Annotated in this window: 11 protein-coding genes; 3 read left to right on the forward strand and 8 right to left on the reverse strand. The window is 77.4% G+C overall.

The features are described 5' to 3' along the window. Positions 1-23: 23 nt before the first annotated feature. From ACZ55U_RS26405 to ACZ55U_RS26435, 7 genes are all read right to left on the reverse strand, one after another. Positions 24-1,313 (reverse strand): MFS transporter, encoded by a 1,290-nt coding sequence (locus tag ACZ55U_RS26405; protein WP_465529648.1) that lies wholly within the window; start codon positions 1,311-1,313, stop codon positions 24-26. Between the two features lie 284 nt (positions 1,314-1,597). Beyond that, a complete protein-coding gene (locus ACZ55U_RS26410) occupies positions 1,598-2,332 on the reverse strand; it encodes a class I SAM-dependent methyltransferase (RefSeq protein WP_465529650.1) in 735 nt (244 codons plus the stop codon). 89 nt (positions 2,333-2,421) lie between these two features. Further along, the gene (locus tag ACZ55U_RS26415; RefSeq protein WP_465529652.1) at positions 2,422-3,624 is read right to left on the reverse strand and encodes an MFS transporter; all 1,203 of its coding nucleotides are present in this window, start codon (positions 3,622-3,624) and stop codon (positions 2,422-2,424) included. Between the two features lie 132 nt (positions 3,625-3,756). Beyond that, on the reverse strand, positions 3,757-3,945 hold the full coding sequence (locus ACZ55U_RS26420; protein ID WP_465529654.1) for a hypothetical protein: 189 nt from the start codon (positions 3,943-3,945) through the stop codon (positions 3,757-3,759). 197 nt (positions 3,946-4,142) lie between these two features. After that, complete coding sequence (locus ACZ55U_RS26425; protein ID WP_465529656.1) at positions 4,143-5,501, reverse strand: glutamate-cysteine ligase family protein; 1,359 nt, start codon at positions 5,499-5,501, stop codon at positions 4,143-4,145. After that, positions 5,498-7,033 (reverse strand): flavin monoamine oxidase family protein, encoded by a 1,536-nt coding sequence (locus ACZ55U_RS26430; protein ID WP_465529658.1) that lies wholly within the window; start codon positions 7,031-7,033, stop codon positions 5,498-5,500. Before ACZ55U_RS26430 ends, ACZ55U_RS26425 begins: the two co-directional genes overlap by 4 nt. A 129-nt stretch (positions 7,034-7,162) precedes the next feature. Continuing rightward, positions 7,163-7,849, reverse strand: coding sequence for a DUF6308 family protein (locus ACZ55U_RS26435; RefSeq protein ID WP_465529660.1), 687 nt, complete (start codon positions 7,847-7,849; stop codon positions 7,163-7,165). A gap of 305 nt (positions 7,850-8,154) precedes the next feature. Between ACZ55U_RS26435 and ACZ55U_RS26440 the strand changes: the two genes are divergently transcribed. Further along, on the forward strand, positions 8,155-8,604 hold the full coding sequence (locus tag ACZ55U_RS26440) for a hypothetical protein (RefSeq protein WP_465529662.1): 450 nt from the start codon (positions 8,155-8,157) through the stop codon (positions 8,602-8,604). A 384-nt stretch (positions 8,605-8,988) separates the two neighbouring features. After that, positions 8,989-9,558, forward strand: coding sequence for a sigma-70 family RNA polymerase sigma factor (locus tag ACZ55U_RS26445; protein ID WP_465529664.1), 570 nt, complete (start codon positions 8,989-8,991; stop codon positions 9,556-9,558). A gap of 31 nt (positions 9,559-9,589) precedes the next feature. Here ACZ55U_RS26445 and ACZ55U_RS26450 read toward each other — a convergent pair whose 3' ends face one another. Beyond that, positions 9,590-12,430, reverse strand: coding sequence for an AfsR/SARP family transcriptional regulator (locus tag ACZ55U_RS26450; protein WP_465529666.1), 2,841 nt, complete (start codon positions 12,428-12,430; stop codon positions 9,590-9,592). A gap of 240 nt (positions 12,431-12,670) precedes the next feature. Between ACZ55U_RS26450 and ACZ55U_RS26455 the strand changes: the two genes are divergently transcribed. Then, complete coding sequence (locus ACZ55U_RS26455) at positions 12,671-15,346, forward strand: AfsR/SARP family transcriptional regulator (protein ID WP_465529668.1); 2,676 nt, start codon at positions 12,671-12,673, stop codon at positions 15,344-15,346. The last annotated feature ends 402 nt before the right edge of the window (positions 15,347-15,748 follow it).

Raw genomic sequence — 15,748 nt, forward strand, 5'->3', positions numbered from 1 at the left:
CCGGAGCCGGCCGTCCCGTGGTGTCACGGGACGGCCGGACCCACGGGCCGCACCGCCGCCCGCTCGATCCCGGCGAGCACGTCGCGCGGGAACCAGAGGCTGCTCGCCCCGGCCAGGGCGACGGCCGCGGCGCCGGTCAGCACCGGCACGATGCCGACCCGGGCGGCGAGCCACCCGCCGACGAAGGCGCCGACCGGCATGGTGGCGGTCAGCACCGCCTGGAGGAAGGCGTTCACCCGGCCCAGCAGGTGTGTGGGGGTGACGAGTTGCCGCCCGGTGGTCATGGCGATCGACCACACGGTGGCCAGCAGTCCGAACAGCAGCTGGTACAGGACCAGGACCGGGAAGGACAGCCCCAGGGAGGCCGCCGGGATGAGGAAGAGCGCCGCCCCGGCGCCCACGGCGCACCACCGGATGGCCCGGGCCATGCCCAGCGCCCGGGTGACGGAGGTCGCGACGAGCACCCCGGTGCCCATGCCGACGGCGTACCCGGCGTAGACCGCGCCGAGCTGCCACGGCGGCAGCTCCAACTCGCGGTCGGCGTACAGGACGAACAGGCCGGCGCCGGCCCCGCCGCCCAGGTTGAGCCCGGCCGCGGCCAGGGCCTGCCGGCGCAGCAGGGTCTCGCGCCGGATGACCGCCAGACCCTCCTTCAGGGCCTCGACGCGCGACCGCGCTCCGCCGCCCGCCTCGTGCGGCGAGCGGTTCAGCGAGGCCGGCAGCGCGAGGAACAGCGCCCCGCCGACCAGGTAGGCCGCGCATTCGACCAGCAGTGCCGGAGCCGGATCGACCAGGCCGACCAGCAGACCGCCGAGGGCCGGTCCGCCGATCAGACCGATGGTCCGGGCCCCGGTGAGCGAGGAGTTGGCCGGCAGCAGCCGCTCCGGCGGCACCACGCGGGGCAGGCAGGACTGCGCCGCGACGCCCTGGGCGGAGGCGAGGGCACCCGAGGCCGCGGCCGCGGCGAACAGGTGCGGCCAGGTCAGGCCGCCCAGCGCCGCCGCGAGCGGCACGCTGCCGATGGCGGGCACCTGGAGCCAGGACACCGCGACCAGCATCCGGCGCAGCCGGGCGCGGTCGACGGCGACGCCGATCAGCGGGCTGAGCAGGACGCCGGGCAGGTAGCTCATCGCCATCAGCGCCGAGGCGCCCAGCGGTCCCGCGCGCAGATGGGCGATGGCCAGCAGCGGCAGGGCCAGCGCGGTGACCTGACGCCCCACCGAGCTCGTCACCTGTTCCGTGACCAGCAGGAGCAGCGGACGGCGGGGGTGTGGCGCCGGGGTGGAGGACTCCTCGGCCGTGGGTGATCCCATGTGTTCGTCACTCCTGTGCTGTCAGGTGCGGGAAGCAAAACACGAGGGGCCCGACCGTTCGAACACCTTCGTCGTCGTGGACCCGCGAACGCGCCAGGCCACCGGTGCCGAGGGGGCCTCCGGGACGCGCCGGGTGGTCCGGTCCTGACCAGCGGAGACCGGGTGCGGGACGGCCGCGGGGGGCGGTTCCGTCCGGCACGGAGGATGGCCGAAAGCGGCCGTTCAGACCGCTCAGGCCCGCGGACCGGTGAGACCGCTCAGGCCGTTCAGACCGGTTTGGCCGCTCAGGCCGCGGAGTCCGCCGGGCCGACGACCAGCCAGTGGGCGGGCAGGTCGATCCGGGTGCCGTCGGGGCCGGCCTCGGTGGTGGTCAGCGGCAGCTCGCCGGAGGCCAGGACGGCGAGACCGGCCGCGTGGAAGAGCGCCGGGAACGCCGCGTCCGCGACCTCGGCGGGCGCGAGACCGTGGGAGAACACCGGGCGCAGCTTCGGGGGCGGGCCGGCCGGGTCTCGGGCGAGGTCGGCCAGCACGCCCTTGGCCGCCTCGGAGAGCTCGACCACGAAGGCCCGGCCGCGCACCCCGAGCAGGGTGGCGACGGCCTCGGCCACGCGCGGTCGGTCGGCCGGCTCGCTCTGGTGGATCACGCCGCGCACGTAGACGTTGGCGTCGCCGAGGCGCTCGTACAGCGCGCGCACGGCCCCCGCGTCGGTGGCGTCCAGCCGGGTGAACGCGGCCCGTCCGGCCGGGTCGCAGCGCCGGGCGAGGTCGACGGCGGCGGCGGACAGGTCGACCCCGAGGACGAGCGGGAAGCGCTCGGCGAGGAAGCGGGTCTGGGTGCCGTTGCCGCAGCCCAGGTCGACGAGCGGTAGCGCCGGGTCGACCAGGTGCGGGCGGAACAGCGGGAGGTGGCGCTCGGCGGCGAGGGCCGGCTCCGCGTCCCAGATCACCGAGCCGGGCTCCTCGGACGCGTCGCGCCAGAAGCCCTCCCAGGCGTCGCGGTACCGACTCGTCACGCTCATGGCGGGGGCCTCCGGAGGTCACGCAAGGTGTCTGGGTCGTGTCTATCGGTACCGGGCTCGGGTGGCAAGCGCGCGCGGAGGGGGCGGTGTCAGCCGTGGCCGTGCGCCCGGCGCAGCAGGTAGGCGCCGGAGGCGGCCGCGAGCACCGCCATGCAGGCGGCGAAGACCAGACCGGCGTGGGGCAGGCCGAACGGCCCGGTGAGCAGGCCCACCCCGATGACCGGGATCGAGATGCCGAAGTAGGCGACGACGAACAGCGCCGAGAGGACGCCGCCGCGGTGCTCGGCGGGCGCGGCGGCGGCGACCTCGCCCACCGCGCCGCGCAGGCCCATGCCCTGCCCGGCGCCGCCCATCAGGGCGCTGAGCACCAGTGGCGGGAGGGCCTCCCAGGCGAGCGAGGCGGCCAGCAGGGCCAGTCCGCCGATCAGCACCAGGCAGCCCAGCGGGATCGCCCGCGCGCTGCCGAGCCGGGGTACCAGGAGCTGGCCGAGGGTGGAGGCGAAGAAGGCGGTGAAGACGACCAGGCCGACCACCGCGCGGTTGTGCACGCCCAGGCCGGTGGCGAGGAACGCGGGGCTGACCGAGGTGAACAGGCCCAGCAGGGAGAAGCCGGCGAAGGCGGCGACCCCGGCCGGCACGAACACCCGGCGGACCTCCGGCGGCAGGCTCGGCCGGTCGGGCCGGGCGGTGCGCAGCGGGCGGGCCCCGGCGACGGTCTCCGGCAGCAGCAGGGTCAGGGCGAAGGAGACGGCGAGCAGCCCGAGGTGCACGGCGAACGGCAGGACCAGCGGATGCGGCGCGTACTGCGAGAGCAGGCCCGCCAGCAGCGGCCCGCAGCCGAGCCCGCCCATGTTGGCGGCGGTCGCGACGAAGCCGGCGCGGGCCCGGTGGCCGGGGGGAGCCAGTTCCAGCACGTACGCCGTCCCGGTGCCGGTGAACAGGCCCGCCGAGAACCCGGACAGCAGCCGGCCCAGGCACAGCGTCGCGACGCTGTCCTCGGTCAGGAAGACGACGGCGCTGGCGGCCGAGCAGGCCAGCCCGCAGAGCAGTACGGGTCGTCGCCCGACGGTGTCGGAGACGTTGCCGACGAGCAGCAGCACCCCGATGACGCCGAAGGCGTAGACCGCGAACACGACCGTCACCGTCAGCTCGGAGAAGCCGAGCTCGTCCTGGTACAGCCCGTAGAGCGGGGTGGGCAGGGTGGTGCCCGCCATGCAGACGGCGAAGGCGAAGGCGGCGACGAGGTGGCCCACGCGGGCGACAGCGGGCCGGGCGGTCCGGCGATCGGTCATTCGCCCACCATAGGCGCGCTTCCCGGGCCCGGGCCGTGCCGTGCGGGGGAGCGCTGCGCCGAATGGCCGCGCCGCCGGGCCGGCCCGGCGGCGGACGCCTGGTCAGGCGGAGTCAGGCCTCCGGGTCCCTGGTCAGGCGGAGCCCGGCCTCCGGGTGCCGCCGCTCCCGGCCGGGCGGGGCGCGCCCAGCGCGCCGAGCACGGAGTTGTCGAGCGGGCTGGCGGCCAGCCGCTCCAGCACCCGGGCGCACGCGGCGCGCAGGCCGCGGCCGTGGCGGCGCACGCCGGGGAGGGCGGAATGGAGCGCGGCGGGGACGGACATGCGGTTCACCTCCGGTGCGACCTGCGGGTCCTGCAGGTGTGATGCGTCCAGCTTCCGCCCCCGCGCGCCGGCCGGGCCCCGGATTGACGGGCTGCTGACACCCCGTTGACGATCTGCTGACGCGGCGGTTCGCGGAGCGGCCCGGCCCGGGTCCGCGGCGGTCGGCGAGGCCGCTCGGACGCGGTGCGCGAGGCCGCTCAGACCCGGTACGCGGCGACGTAGCGGGCCGGGTCGTGGCGGAACTCGCCGTGCCAGCGCTCGCGGCACTGCTCGGCGAAGGTCCGCCCGGTGGCCACGATCTCGTCCAGCGGGTCCAGGTACCCGAGCACGTGCGGCGGTTCGAGGCCGGCCGCGATCCGGGCGGCCAGGCCGGCCCGGGCCAGCCGCAGCAGTTCGGCGGCCAGCGGGCGCACCGGATCGCCGCCGAGCCGGGTGGCCAGTCCGAGCGCGGGCAGCGCGGCGAGCGCCGCCCGGTGGTCGTCGAGCGTGTAGTGGCCGAGCAACTCCCAGGCGGCGGCGCAGGATTCCGGGTGGTAGGTGAGCCCGGTCCAGAGCGCCGGGACGGCCGGGACGAACGGGTACGGCGGGCCGTCCGAGGCGCGCAGCTCCAGGGTGTTGCGGACCCTGGTGTTGGTCCAGATCTGGTTCAGGTGGGCGGCCCAGTGCGCCGGGGTCGGCCACGACCCGTCGTCGTAGCCGTGGCGCAGCAGTTCGGCGAAGGTGCGGTCGGGCGCGCGGTGGTAGCGGCCGTCCGGGGTGCGGTAGTGGATCAGCGGGAGGTCGAGCGCCCAGTCGGCGACGGACTCGGCGGTGACGTCCGGGCGCAGCGCGGGCGGCAGCACGCCGCCCCGGCGCGGATCCATCCGCAACCAGGCCCAGCACCGGTGGGACAGCAGTCCGCTGCTCGGACTCCCCTCCTGGATGGGGGAGTTGACCAGCAGTGCGGAGACCACCGGGGCGGCCGCCATCTGCGTGCGCAGCTTGCGCGTGAGGTCCGCGGGGGAGAGGTAGTCCAGGGTGACCTGGGTGGACAGCGACAGCGCCATGACGTACCGGGCCCGGCTGCCCGGCTCGCCGAGCCCGTCGAAGTAGTCCCGCATGATGGCGCCCCTGGTCATCGGGACCCACCGCATGTCGGCCAGCCGGTCGAACGGCAGGTTGGCGCCCGGCAGCAGGGCGAGGCCGAACCGGCCGGCCAGTTCGGCGAGCCGCTCCAGGGCGGCGCGCAGGTCGTCCACCGCCTTGGCCACCGACGGCACGGGGGCCGAGGAGTACTCGATCTGGCCGCCGTGCTCCAGGGTGATCTGGCTGCCGTCCGGCAGCAGGACGCCGGTCAGCCGGCCGGCGTCCTCCTGGCGCTCGCCGCCCCACCCGGCCAGCACCGCCTCCAGGACGGCCAGCACGCCGCGCTCGCCGAAGTAGCGGGCGGCCAGCCCGGTGGCCGGGTCGACCAGGCCGCACTCGACCTCGATGCCGACCAGTTCGCCGCGGCCGGGCCGGAACGGGGCGAGCAGTTCGGCCCGTCCCAGCGGCCCGCCGGCCCCGCCGTCCGTCACACCGCCCCCACCCGGGTGGTGACCTCGGAGTGCCCGGCCCGCTCCAGCAGCGCGCCCACCGTGCCCAGGGCGGACTGCGCCGCGCCCTGGCACCAGGCGTGGGCGCCGGACAGGTGCTCGCCGGCGAAGAAGACCCGGGGCCGGTCCACCGGGTAGGGGGAGCCGAGCACGGCCAGGTAGCGGCTGTGCTCCCCGGGCGTCAGATGGGCGAACGCGCCGCCGCCCATGCCGGTCTGCACGTCCCAGTTGCAGTGCACGATGTCGTCCACGTCCCCGGTGATACCCGGGTGGAGGCGTTCCAGGCACTCCAGCACCAGGGCGTCCCGGTCGGCGGGCTCCAGCGCGGCGAAGCGGCGGGCGTTGGCGCCCCACAGGTACGCCCCGAGCAGGGCGGTCGGTTCGGCCGAGCGCAGCGGGTCGCGCACCGCCCAGCGAGGGCCGGAGCTTCCGTTGACCCCGTCCTTCTTCACCCGCACCGCGTTGTCGGACGGGTACCAGCACTGCTGGATCGGCAGGTCGGTGAAGCTGCCGCCGCCGTGGATGCCGTCCTCCAGCTCCCAGCGGCGGCGGGTGAGGTGCAGGACGGTCTTGATGCTGCTCGCGTAGCTGATGCCGCGGACGGCGTGCCGCTGGGCGTGCGGCAGGCCCGGGGTGATGGTGATCCGGTCGAGCGCGGGTGCGGGGACGCAGCACACCGCGTAGTCGACGTCCTCCTGGAACCGGGTGCCGATCCGCCGGCCGCGCAGCCGGACGCCGTCCGTGGTGAGCGTCAGCTCCTCGACCTGGGTGGAGAGCCGGAGCGTGCCCGGGCGCAGGGCGCCCACGAAGGCGTGGATCAGGGCGTCCATCCCGTCGACCAGCTCGACCTGCCCCCGGTGGAACAGGCCGAAGTAGTCGACCAGCACCTCCAGCAGCGAGGACTGCTCGTAGTGGGCGAGGCCGCTGGCGTGGCCGATGAGGTCCCAGGCGTCCTGCGACAGGTGCTCGTGGACGAACTGCCACAGCGACACCGAGGCCGCCCGCTCCAGCGCCGGGTCGTCCCAGTGGCCCTCCAGAGTGCGGCGCTGCTGCTCGACGGTCAGGGTGCGCCACACCGAGCCGAGGAGGTGGTCCAGCACCGGGCCCGGGGGCCGGCGCTCGGCCGGGCGCAGGTCGTAGGCGGGGAACAGCGCCGCCACGTCCCGCACCCGGACCCGGCGCCCGCGCAGGTGGTAGTAGGCGCGCGGGTTGGCGTTGACGAACGGGCGGGTCGCCAGCCGGAACCGGGAGACGTAGTGCAGCACGCAGTGGTGGTTGCCGGGGATGCGCATGGCGCCGAGGTCGACATGGGTGCCGTCCCAGAAGCGGTGGGTGCGCACCCGGCCGCCCGGCCGGTTGGCCCGCTCGTGGACGACGACGTCGAACCCGCGGCGCTGCAGCTCGTAGGCGCACACCAGCCCGGCGACGCCCGCCCCGATCACCGCCACCCGGCCCCGGGCTCCGGCGACCGGCTTCTCCAGCGAACGCGGGAAGGCAAAGCTCGTATCGAACATCGGCACCGTACCCATCTCCGGCGGGACCCCCGGGCCCAGCCTTGGGCAGACGGCCCGGGCCTGCCACTTCGCGGCGCCGATGCGGGTGACCGGGCAAGGGGCCGCGACGGCCCCCGGGCCCCGGCGCCGCTACCCGGCGGCCGCCTGCCCGACCTCGCCCTGGTGCATCCAGGCGATGACGTCCAGCACCCGCAGCACGCCGATGTCCTCGCCGATCCCGGCCTTCGTGCGGAGCTCCGCCAGCCGGGCGTGGAACGCCCCGCCGTCCGCGCGCAGGGCCTCGGCCAGCGAGGACCAGAAGGCGTTGTCGACCTTCGGCCGCCGGAACAGGGACTTCACCCGGATGTCGTAGACGGGCACCAGGTGCGGCCGCTTGCGGGCCAGCAGCTTGCCCGCGACCACCGGGCCGCCCCCGTCCGGCTTGTCCGGGTACGTGCCGCTCGGGTTCGCCAGTCGCTCCCACAGCTCCGAGGCCGGCCCTCCCGGGGCGATCAGCGGGGCGCTGGCCGGGTCCTCCAGCCGGGCGTCGCGGGGGATGGCGGACAGCAGCCGGTGCCAGTGCCCCTGGGGGTCGGTGAGCAGTTCGACCGCTCCGTGCGGCTTGACCGAGACGCTCAGCATGGTGATCGCGACCAGGTCGTCCGCGGTGAAGCGGTCCGCCGTCTCCGGGCGGTCGCCGCCGCCGGCGAGCCGCTCGAAGTGGGCGCCGGAGTAGTACGCGTCGCCCTTCGCCCGCGGCCTGGTGAAGTACGTGCGCAGCAGCTCGACGCAGGTCTCCGTGTCCTCGTACACCGGCGGTATCCACAGCGCCGTCATCGAGAGCCCCCTCGGTTCGTCCTCGGCCGTGTCCGGCGGACAGTGTGGCAGAGGGGACCGACGACGCGGCGGCCGGACCGGCACCCGGGGCCCGGCCGGGCCCCGCGGCTGAAGGAGCCCTTCCGGTTCGCTGAACCGGCAACGGCGGGAGGCCCGTTGAGCAGGACGGGGCGCAGGGCGCCCCGTCGCATCGGGAGGGGCCGCGTGGGGAAAACCCTCCGCCCGACCGGCCGCCGATCGATACCGTCGTCCGGTGGCACCCGGCGCCCGCCGAGTGCCACCGAGCCGGAAGGAGCGTGAGTCCCGTGGACGGGACCGGGGAGGGGCCCGGCATGGCGGCGGACGCGTCGGAGGCGCGGGACTTCGTCGCGGGCCTGGTACGGGCCGGGGCGCCCGACCTGCCCGACCTGCCCGACCCGCCCGGGCCGGCCGGGCCGGCCGGGCCGGCCGGCCCGGCCGGGCCGGCCGGGCCGGCCGGGCCGGCCGGGCTGGCGGTGCCCGAAGGGACGGCCGAGGAGGTGATCGCCGTCGCCCGGCGGCTGGCCCTGCGCGCGGCGCCGGAACGGCGGTGGCGGCCCCGGCCCGCGCCGGTGCTCCTCCGCGTGGCGAGGGCGCTGGTGGTGGACGAGCACCCGTCGGCACCGGAGTGGCCGGTGGCCGAGCGGCAGCGGCTGGCGCTCTGGGTCGCGGTGCTGATCGAGCACCGGGGCGAGGACGGGGTGCAGGAGCTGGTCCGGGAGCTCAACGAAGGCTGACGACGCCCGGGGCCGACGGCGCGGGCGCGGCGGCTCACGGCCGCTAACGAACGGCCAACGGTGGCCCGCCCCCGCCAACGGCGGCACCCCGGGCCGGGTGGAGTGCCCCGGGCGGCCGGCGTTGGCGCGGCCTTGGTGCGGACTTGGCGGCCTCCGGCAGGGTGCTGTCACAGCCACCGCCGGGATGTCCGGCCGGTGCCCAGCATGCCCTGCCCGTGTCCAACGTGCCCTGCCCGTGCTGCGCCCCCTGCCCGATCCGAGAGGTAGCGCGTGTCGAAGCCGTCCGTCGCTCAGCCCACGTCCGTCACCCCGCCGTCCGGGGCCTCGTCACCCGGGGCCACGCCGTCCGGGGCCTCGCCGTCCGGGGACCAGGCGGACGCGCCGGTGACCGCCGCGGCCCCGGCCCGTCCGACCCTCGACCCCGAGACGCTGGCCGAGATCCACCGGTTGCACGGCGGATACCTGCTGCGCGCGTTGATGCGGGCCACCGGCGGGGACCGCGGCAAGGCCGAGGACATCCTCCAGGAGACCCTGCTGCGCGCCTGGCAGAACCCGGAGGCCCTGGCCGCCGGGCCCGAGGCGAGCCAGCCCTGGCTGTTCACCGTCGCCCGGCGGATCGCGATCGACCACTACCGGCGGGCCGCCGCCCGCGCCCAGGAGGTGCTCGGCGAGCCGGTGGAGGACCGGCCGGCCGCCGACGACCCGTACGAGCGGGTGGTGGTGGCCCGGGACATCGCGCTGGCACTGCGCCGGGTGCAGAAGCACCACCGCGAGGTGCTGGTCGAACTCCACCTCAAGGACCGCTCGGTGCTGGACACCTCGGCCCGGCTGGGGGTGCCGCCGGGGACGGTCAAGTCCCGCAACTTCTACGCGATCCGGGCGCTGCGCCCGGTGCTGGCGGCGGAGCACGGGTACGCCCCGGCGGAGCCCGGGGCCGCTTCGGCCGCCCGCTGACCGGGCCGGGGCCGCCTCGGCGGGGCGCGGTTCAGTCCTCCGTGGGCCGCCGGCCGGTCCGCAGGTCCAGGGCGTCCTCCAGGCCGATGGTGAACTCGCTCAGGTAGCCCGCCTGGCGGTCGACCGAGCGGAACCGGTCCAGCGCCGAGCGCAGCCGCCCGCCCACCTCGGGCCCCCGGCCACGGGCCGACAGGTGCGCCGCGTAGGACTGCTCGGCCACCGCGTGCAGGTACAGCAGTCCGGCCTCCTGGCACGCCGCGAGCAGCCGGTGCCAGGCGAGGTCGGCGGCCTCGTCGCGGACGGTCGGCGGCAGGGCCTGCGCCTCGGTCAGCAGCGACCACAGGTGCACCTGGGTGACCGGGGTGGCCGGCAGCAGCTCCCGGGCCTCCCGGGACAGGCTCCGGGCGCCCTCCCGGTCCCCGACGGCCAGGCTCACCCAGCCCTGGTGCACCTTGGCGTCGACCAGCCGCCGCCGGTCGCCGTACTCCAGCGCGAGGAACGTCGCGGAGGCCGCCAGCCGCCGCGCCTCGGCGGAGTTGCCGAGCATCGCGGTGACCAGCGCCAGCGTGGCGAGCGCCCGTACGCGTACGGACCCGGCCCCGGGCCCGGCCACGGACTCGACGGTGGCCACCGCCCGGTGCGCCGCCTCCGCCGCCTCCGCCCGGCGCTCCAGCGCCACCAGGGCCTGCGCCCGGCAGTGGAGCAGCAGCGCGACCGCGACCGGATCGCCGCACCGCTCGGCCGCCTCCAGCCCCGTACGGGCGCAGCCGAGCCAGTCGGAGAAGCGGCTCGCGCCGTAGTACAGCGAGCCGCAGGTCAGCGCGAGCCGCCAGGCGCGGTCCGGGTCGGTGTCGGCGGAGGCGATCAGCGCGCTGATCGCGGGCTCCTCGGCGTCGAACCAGTCGAGCGCGGTGCGGATGTCGGCGGCGGCCGGTACGGCGCGCGGGGGATGGGCGGGGGGGCCGGTGTCCTCCTGGCCGGGGTCGAGGAAGGAGCCGCAGTGCTGGAGCGCGGCGAGGTAGTAGTCGGCCAGGCGCTCGCGGAGCAGCCGCCGGTGCCGCCCGGGCCGCTCGGCGAGCAGCTCGGCGCCGAACAGGCGGACCAGGTCGGTGCGGGCGTGGCGGCTGGGGGCGGTGCCGGTGAGCAGGTGGTGGGCGTCCAGTTCGCCGATGGCCCGGTGGGCGGTGGCGGTGTCGGCGGCCAGCAGCGCGGCGCTCGCCGGGGCGTCCACCTCGCGGCCGGGGTGGACGGCCAGGGCGGCCAGCAGTTCGGCTGCTTCGCCCGAGAGCTGACGATGGGTCAGCTTGAGTCGGCCCTGGACGGAGAGCGTGCCGTCGGCGTCCAGGACGGCCAGCCGGGTCCGCTCGTCGGCGAGTTCGGCGACCAGCTCGGCGACCGTCCAGTCCGGACGGCCGGCCAGCCGGGCGGCGGCGATCCGCAGGGCGAGCGGCAGGTGGTCGCAGAGCCCGGCGAGGCGGGCGGCGGCCTCCGGCTCGGCGCGCAGCCGCTCGGGCGTCAGGGCGCGCTCCAGCAGGTGCAGGGCGTCGTCCTCGGGCAGCGGTGTCAGGCACAGCAGGGCGGCTCCGTCGAGGGCGACCAGGTCCTCCGGCGAGGACCGGCTGGTGACCACGGCGGTGCTCTCCGGGCTTTCGGGCAGCAGGTCGGCGACCTGGTCGGCGTCGGCGGCGTCGTCCAGCAGCACCAGCAGCCGCCGGCCCCGGGTGAGTTCGCGGTAGCGCGCGGCCCGGGCGGCGCGCCCGGCGGGGACGGCGCCCTCGGGCACGCCGAGCGCGCGCAGGAAGCCGGCCAGCACGTCCTCGGGCCGCGCAGGGTCCGCGCCGAGGCCGCGCAGTTCGGCGTGCAGCAGGCCGTCCGGGAAGCGGTCGGCGGCCCGGTGCGCCCAGGCGGTGACCAGCGCGCTCTTGCCGACCCCGGCCGGGCCGACCACCAGCACCGGGCCGCCCCCGGCGCGGCCGCCGCCCGCGCGGCCCGGTGAGCAGGCCCGGTCGAGGCGGGCCAGGTCGGGGACGCGCCCGACGAAGTCGGGGTGACGCCTGGGGAGTTGGCGCGGTGCGGCCGAGGGGTGCGGGGCCGGCCGGGCGGCCGGGGCGGTGGCGGCCGTCGGCTCCACCGCGCGGTCGTCGGCCAGCACCTCGGCGAGCGCCGCGCGCAGCGCCGGACCGGGGTGGATGCCCAGCTCCTCGTCCAGCCGTACCCGGGCCCGGTGGTAGGCGGTCAGCGCCTCGGCCGGCCGGCCCGCCTGGTGCAGACAGCGCACCAGCAGGGCCACCAGCTCCTCGCGCAGCCCGTCCCTGCGCACGGCCCGCTCCAGCAGCGGCACGGCCGCCGCCCCGGAGCCCTGGCTCAGCCGCAGCCCGGCCCAGGCGAGCAGGGCCGCGGTGCGCGCCTGCTCCAGCCGGTCCACCGCGGCGGCGCGCAACGGGGTGTCGGGCAGATCGGCCAGCGCCTCGCCGCGCCACAGCCGTAGCGCCTCCTCCAGCGGAGCGACCGCCTCGGGGCCCTCGCCCGACTCGATCAACTCACCTGCCGACACGGCGAGTTGCTCGAAGCGCAGCGCGTCGACCGCACCGGCCGGGCCGGTCAGCAGATAGCCCGAGTCCCGGGTGTGCAGCTCGAACGGCGAGCCGGCGAGCACCTTCCGCAGGGCGGCGACGTGCCCCTGGACGGCGGCCCGCGCGCTGGCCGGCGGCTGCTCGTCCCACAGCAGCTCGCACAGCTGGTCCACGCTGACCGGGTGCCCCAGCCGCAGCGCCAGCAGGGCCAGCACGGCCCGCCGCTGCGCGCCCGCCACGCTCGCGAAGCCGTCCGCCCCGACCCTCAGCTCCACCGGCCCGAGCAGCCGAATCCGCACCAGTACTCCCCACTTCGCCGCACCACACCGCGCCGCCCCCCGAGCGGGCCGTGCGGCCCCGGAAAGGGAGCAGTGTAGTAGCGGGCGCGAGGTCCGCCGGATCCGGACGGCCGCTCCCGCCCTCGGCGGACCGGCCGTGATCGCCGGGCGCCCGGGCCGGGGGCAGGCCGGGCGCCCGGCGGCCGGTCGGCCCTATCCTCGGACGCCGGGACGTCGTCGGCGGGGGAGGAGAAGGGGCGCGTGCACATCGATCTGCTCGGACCGGTGGTGGTGCGGCGGGAGGACGGCACGGTGGTGACGCCCTCGGCGCCCAAGCGCCGGGCGCTGCTGAGCGCGCTCGCCGTCCGGCTGAACCGGACGGTGGCCACCGAGGAGCTGATCGAACTGGTCTGGGAGGGCTGTGCGCCGCCCACCGCGCGGGCCGCCCTCCAGGGCCACGTCGCGGCCCTGCGCCACCTGCTGGACGGCACCGGGCTGGAACTGGGCACCCGGGGCCCCGGGTACCTGCTGGCGGGCGAGCCCGACCGGGTCGACGTGCTGCGCTTCGGCCGGCTCTGCGAGCGGGCGGGCGTCCTGCCCCCGGAGCCTGCCGGGTCCGCCGCTCCGGTCGTACCGGTCGTTCCGCCGGTCGTTCCGCCGGTGGGCGGCGCGCCGAGGGACCCGGCACTGCCCGTGCTGCGGGCCGCGCTGGACCTGTGGCGCGGCCCGGCGCTCGCCGACTGCGGCTCCGCGCTGCTGCGCGAGCGGGCCCTCCCGGCGCTGACCGACCTGCGGCTGCGCGCCCTGGAGCGGCTGGCCGACGGCCTGCTCCGGGCCGACCGGGGCGGCGAACTGGCCGCCGAACTCGCCGAGGCCGCCGACGCCCACCCGGCCCGGCAGTCGCTGGCCGCCCGGCTGGTGCGCTGCCTGGAGCAGGACGGGCGCGGCGCCGAGGCGCGGGAGCGCTACGAGCGCGCGGTGGCGCGGCTCACCGGGCCACTCGGACCGGAACTCCGCCGGGCCGGCGAGAGATCCGGCGCCCGGCTCGCCGCCGACCGCCGCTTCGTCGGACGCGTCGCCGAACTCGACCGACTGGACCAGGAGTTGCCTGCCGCGCGGGACGGCCGGCCGATCCTGGTCACCGGCCCCGCCGGGGTCGGCAAGACCAGCCTGGTCCGGCACTGGACGGCCCGGCGCGGCGACGCGTACTTCCCGGACGGCATCCTCCGCGCCGAACTGCGCGGCTTCGACCAGGACGGGCCGCGCGAACCCGCCGACGTCCTCGGTGAGTTCCTCACCGCCCTCGGCGTCGCCCCGGACGCCCTGCCCGCCGAACCCGCGGACCGCGCCCGCCGCTACCGCGAACTCATCGCCGGCCGGCGGATGCTGGTCGTCCTGGACGACGCCGCCTCGTACGAACAGCTCGCCCCGCTGCTGCCCGATCCGCCGGCCACCGACAGCGAGCCCGCCCCGGTCGCGATCGTCACCAGCCGCAACCGGCTGCGCCACCTGCTGGTCCACACCGGCGGGATCCCGCTGCCGCTGGGCCCGCTCGACCCCGCCGAGGCCGCCGAACTGCTCGCCCGCACCCTCGGTGCGGAACGCACCGCCGGCGAACCGGAGGCGGTCGCCGAACTCGCCGAGCGCTGCGACCACCTGCCGCTCGCACTGCGCCTGGCCGCCGCCCGGCTGGCCGCCAGACCCGACTGGTCCCCGGCCGACCTCGCCGCCGAACTCGCCGACGAGCAGGCCGGGTTGTCCGCCCTCTCCGGCACCGGAACCGGCGCCGCCCGCGGCCCCGTCGGCCTCACCACCGCGCTGGACCGCACCTGCCGCACGCTGCCGCCCGCCGCCGCCCGGCTGTTCACCCTGCTGGGCCTGCACCCCGGTGCGGAGATCGGCGCCGACACCGCCGCCGCGCTCGCCGACCTCCCGCCCGCCACCACCCGCACCCTGCTGACCCGGCTCGACGCCGTCCACCTGCTGGAGGAGACCACGCCCGGCCGGTACGTCCGGCGCGAGCTGGTGCGCCGCCACGCCGCCGCACAGGCCGTCGAACTCGGCTGCGACGAACGCTTCCTCGCCCTCGACCGGCTGATCGCCCACTACCTCGACGTCACCGCCGGCTGGACGGCCGAGGACGCGGCGGCCGGCGGCAGCGCGCGGTCGGCGGACTGGTTCCGCCGCGAGGAGAGCGCCCTGCGCGCCGTCGTGCTCTGCGCCGAGCAGCAGGGGCGGCTGAGCGCGGCCTGGCAACTCGCCCACCGCGCCAGCCTGTTGTACGAGACCACCGGCCACGACCGGACCCACTGGCGGGCCGTGGTCGAGGCCGGGCTGAGCGCCGCGCACTCGGACCGCAACGAGGCCGCGATCGCCCGGCTGGCCACCGACCTCGCCGTGCTGCACGTCGCCCGCGCGGCCCACCGCACCGCCGCCGACCAGTTGGAGCGTGCCGTCGAGGCCGCCGACCGGACCGGCGACGTGGCGTTGCGCCACCACTGCCGCAGCCGGGTGGCCGCCGCCCTGCTGCGGGTCGGCCGCTACGAGCGGGCGGTGCCGATGCTCGGCGACCTGGTGGCCGCCGCCCGCACCCCGGCCACCGGGCACCTGCTGGTCCGCGCGCTCACCGGCCTCGCCGACGCACTGGTCCTGGCCGGTGATCCCGGGCCCGCCCTGCGCCACGCGGACGAGGCGGTGCGCATCGCCACCGCCCGCTCCGGCGGCGCCGAGGCCGTCCTCGCCACCCACAGCCGGGCCCGCGCGCTGCACGCCCTCGGCCGCCGGGACGCCGCCCTCTCCTCGGCGCGGCTCGCCGTCGCCCTCGGCCGCGCCGTCGGCGACCAGGCCCTGGAGGCCCGCTCCCACGGGCTGCTCGCCGATCTGCTGGACTCCCTCGGGCGCACCGCCGAGGGCGGGGCGGAGCGACGGCTGGCCTGAGCCGGTCGACGTGCCTGGCCACGTTGCTCCGTTCCGTGCCCCGCTCGGCCCGGCCGCGCGCTGCCCCGCGTCCTACTCGGCCTGCCCGCGCGCTGCCCTCGCCCTGGTTCTGGCTTGCCGTCGGACTCGGTCGTGCTGTCGGTGACCGGCTCGGGGAGGCCCGTTCCCGTGTGCTGCTCGCCGATCTGCTGGATTCTCTCGGGCGGACCGCCGGGGGCGGGGCGGAGCGACGGTTGGCCTGAGCCGGTCGCACCGTGCGCCGCGCCCGGCCGCGCTCCTTCGTGCCGTGCCCCGCTCGGCCCGGCCGCGCGCCGTCCCGTGTCCTGCTCGGTCCGCCCGCGCGCCCACGCCCCCCGCCCCGCTCGGGCCGGCCGCGCCTCCTCGCGGCGGCGAAAGCCCGCT

Source organism: Kitasatospora sp. NPDC034533 (genome assembly GCF_055575155.1).

Bases quoted from the DNA above. Each gene is read 5' to 3' on its own strand.
- ACZ55U_RS26405 (WP_465529648.1), bottom strand. From the start codon at position 1,313: ATGGGATCACCCACGGCCGAGGAGTCCTCCACCCCGGCGCCACACCCC.
- ACZ55U_RS26410 (WP_465529650.1), bottom strand. From the start codon at position 2,332: ATGAGCGTGACGAGTCGGTACCGCGACGCCTGGGAGGGCTTCTGGCGC.
- ACZ55U_RS26415 (WP_465529652.1), bottom strand. From the start codon at position 3,624: ATGACCGATCGCCGGACCGCCCGGCCCGCTGTCGCCCGCGTGGGCCAC.
- ACZ55U_RS26420 (WP_465529654.1), bottom strand. From the start codon at position 3,945: ATGTCCGTCCCCGCCGCGCTCCATTCCGCCCTCCCCGGCGTGCGCCGC.
- ACZ55U_RS26430 (WP_465529658.1), bottom strand. From the start codon at position 7,033: ATGTTCGATACGAGCTTTGCCTTCCCGCGTTCGCTGGAGAAGCCGGTC.
- ACZ55U_RS26435 (WP_465529660.1), bottom strand. From the start codon at position 7,849: ATGACGGCGCTGTGGATACCGCCGGTGTACGAGGACACGGAGACCTGC.